The sequence below is a fragment of the bacterium genome (genome assembly GCA_035371905.1).
Classification (GTDB): domain Bacteria; phylum Ratteibacteria; class UBA8468; order B48-G9; family JAFGKM01; genus JAMWDI01.
In genome coordinates this window covers 1-3431 of record DAORXQ010000142.1, presented here as the reverse complement: position 1 = coordinate 3431, position 3431 = coordinate 1, and the positions used below count along the sequence as shown (strand labels likewise).

General features: G+C 33.7%; 3 protein-coding genes. All 3 read right to left on the bottom strand.

The features are described 5' to 3' along the window. A partial coding sequence (locus PKV21_09710; GenBank protein HOM27761.1) for a hypothetical protein occupies nucleotides 1-344 on the bottom strand: 344 nt, incomplete at its 3' end. A 144-nt stretch (nucleotides 345-488) separates the two neighbouring features. Further along, nucleotides 489-3056 carry an AAA family ATPase gene (locus PKV21_09705; protein ID HOM27760.1) on the bottom strand — a complete coding sequence of 856 codons (2568 nt, stop codon included), beginning with the start codon at nucleotides 3054-3056 and terminating at the stop codon, nucleotides 489-491. 12 nt (nucleotides 3057-3068) lie between these two features. Next, nucleotides 3069-3431: DNA methylase (locus PKV21_09700; GenBank protein HOM27759.1), on the bottom strand; the 363-nt coding region annotated here is incomplete at its 5' end.

The window sequence follows — 3431 nt, the reverse complement described above, 5'->3', positions numbered from 1 at the left end:
TCAATGATATCTGCCCTTTTCAATAAGTACTCCTTAATTACTCTGGTCAGATACAGCAGAGAGTACTTGTATTTTGTCTGATATTTGATGTAGGCCAGGAGAAGACAGTAAATCATTGCCGTCCAGATTGAGTGAGCACCGCATTTACCAGACCCCAATGATACCAGCTCTTCTGCTGCATCTTTAACCAGGTCTCTATATCCCGCAGGCTTTCCTTCCCGGTTATCCGGGCATAAAAATTCACCAGGAACTTCCTGCCAGGCTGTAAAGTGTTTCGTATATCGGTTGGCCTGTTCCCTGACTACTTCTTGCTCAAACTCATATCGGGGCAGCATATTTAGCATTTGATTGATTGAAAGTCGTGCTAATATTTTTCACACCGCCCTGCTTCACTTGGGTACTTTATCTCTTACGAATACTATTGTTCCCTATCAGCAGGCCGGTTCTCCAAAATCTAAATTGCCAAAGTTTTAATTGGTCAGGAGTGATTAAAACGTTGATTCTTCCTCAATTTTGATGCTTGACTGTTTGAATGCCTCTTTTATTTTATCTTCATAATCTGTTATTTTTATTTCACCGTCCTTTGCTTCAATCTCAACCTTTATATCAATTTGTCTGAATAATGTTTTAAGATAAAAGATACTGTTGGCAAAATGTGATAGTTCACCTGAAGGGATTTTGATTTTGAGAGAGATTTTTTTATAGGTATTTTCTGTTTTCCTTGTAATTGTTTCTTTTTCAGTTTCTTTTTCTGGTGAAATACTGCTTTCGTCTTTAACTAATCCCCATACATTGCCTCTTGATATAATTGCCGACTTTTTACCGAGTAAACTCTCACAAATCATAACTTTTCTTTCTTCTACAATCCCTTCTCTAAATGTAATCTCCTCTCTGAAATACTTACATACAGGTCCTCCATCCTTATCAATCTCTCCAAAAGCAAAAAGCCCATTTTTAACACCAGAAACTATTGCGTCAATTAAAACATCTTTATTTATTATTCTAACTTCTCCTGGTGTCCTCAAAAATGAAAGATATAAAGGCAAAATCTCCACAAAGTCCTTATCTTTAAGGTATTTTTCTTTCAAAATTAAAGGTGAAATTTTTTCAAGTATCTCACCTTCGTTATTTAACCTTTGATAAACTTCCTGTTCCAGAGAAATGTCTTTCCCATATGTATATCTTCCAAGGTCTATTTTTCTTAGGTCATTGAATTTGGGAACATAGACAATACTATAAAGATTTCTGAAATTTTCAAGCATAAATTCTTCTTTTTCTTTCATTTTCTGGTGGATTTCTTTCTTCTGCTGTTCATTCAACTGATCTTCTTCATCTATAATTTTCCAGGCATAATATTCTCTCACCGATTTTTCAAATACGGCTCTTTCGGTTTCTTCAGTACATAAAAAAATCAGCGTATTTTTATTAACCCTTGGTTGTTGTCCATAATTCTCAATGAATTCCTTGCATTTTACTTCTCCATTTTTACTTAGTACAACAAGTTTTAACTTTTCATTATCAGGTACATCCTTTGGATTTTTAGGGTTTAAAAACACATCAAATATCTCTCCTTTAACATTTTCCCTTAAGATTTCTTTTTCTATCTGTTCTACTGTCTCATCTTCAATTTCCTCCATTTTTCTTATATGTAAACTGTTGAGGTTTGGTTCACTTGTAAAGAAATATTTACCTGAATCGTATTGCAAATATAACGCCTGGTCTTTTAATTTATTTACACCTTCTGTAATTATACTGGTGGAAGATAAAGATATGTCCGCAACAGAAAGTTTTATTTCCCTCAATGTAGCACCTTTTTCATGTCCGCCTGAAAAAGAATAGAGGAATATGGTTGTTGCAATTTTTGTCCCTATTAAAGAAGATACATATGCCTTACCAAGAGAAAAGTCCACCTTTGAAGCAGCAGAGTTTGCAGAGGTAATGTCTGCTGAAACGACACTATTAAATTGTGGGCCTATTTGACTTATAAATTCACTTTTTATATCTGAAATTTTAAGGTTAAAATCACATAACCTTATAAATGGAATATTGCTATTTTTTAATGAATATACAACTCTTGCAAGCAATCTTAATACACCCCTTGTCCTTTGAAAACGGGAAAAACTACCCCATCTGTGGTAAAGGACATCTATTACCTCTGGCTGAAATGGATAACTTTTGAAAAATCTTTCCCTGTAGGTAGATTTCTCAAATCCCTCAGGTAAAATATTCTCTTTATCCGCAAAATTAACAAATTTATCAATGATTTTCTTACTTTCTTTTTCATCTATGTATAAGAAAAGCCGTTTATTTATGACAGATGATATTTCCTCGTCGCTTACTGGCTCATAAATTTTTTCCACCCTTCCAAGAACTTTTTGAAGTTTCTGGAATAATTCCTCAGATGATTCATCGTAATGTTCAAGACGGCTTGCAGGAATTGTTACAACCAAAAGACAATTACCAAGAGAGGATACAACCTGTGTTAATTCCTGAAAAAATACAAGATTTGATGCAGAAAGATTTGAACTGCCTACTTTAAGTGTGGCAGATTTTGTTTGATATATTAAAATTTCGTCAATAAGAATTAAAACAGGTGAGTTTTGAGAAGATAAAAGATTGTAGATTTTCTCTTTCCCTGGGCATGCTTTTCCTTTAAGTGTCTTTGTATTTCCCGTTAATTGTTCTTCCATAACTTCCCAAATTGGTTTTTCTTCTGGTTCAAGGACTGCTCCATCTATCACGACAACCTTTGCTTTAAGTTCTTTCCCTTTATGATATAAAGCAATTAGGGAATGTGTCTTACCACCTCCAAATGGTGTTTGAAGTTGAATAACAGGGTCTCCACCTTTACCTTTCAGCCGTTTTTCTGCATTTGAAAGAAGATTTTTTAGCCCTTCTGTGAAATATGTCTTTTGATAAAAAAGTTCTGCGTCATAATATTCACGCGGTCCTCTTTTCTGATAAACACTCCATAAATCAGCAGCAAAAACATCAGCAGTCAGTACCCCTTCAAGAACATCCTTATGTGGAATTGCAATTGAAACAAATGCTTTCATTATATCTCCTTTTTAAAACAGTTTCTGTTGTTCCTTTTCTTTTTTTTCATCTATTTCTTTTATTTCCTTTGTTATTCTGCTTTTCCCTGACAAAAAGCCGTCAAGAAGTTTTTTCTCTCTACTTGTTATTGGAAGTGTTTCTGATATTGCCTGTGCTACTTTATAAAATGTATCTTTCAAACCAAAACCAGTACTTGAAAGGACTTTTTTCATTCCAAGGTCATCATTTTTTTGCCATAATAATAATGATAGATGAAGGACATCTATTAATTCTTTTGAAGAGTAAAGTTCTTCAATATTTCTTTCATCAGGTCCAGCAACTTTTAGAAATTCTTTTTCCTTTAGAATAAATGTTTTATTCCAAACTTTTTCAAC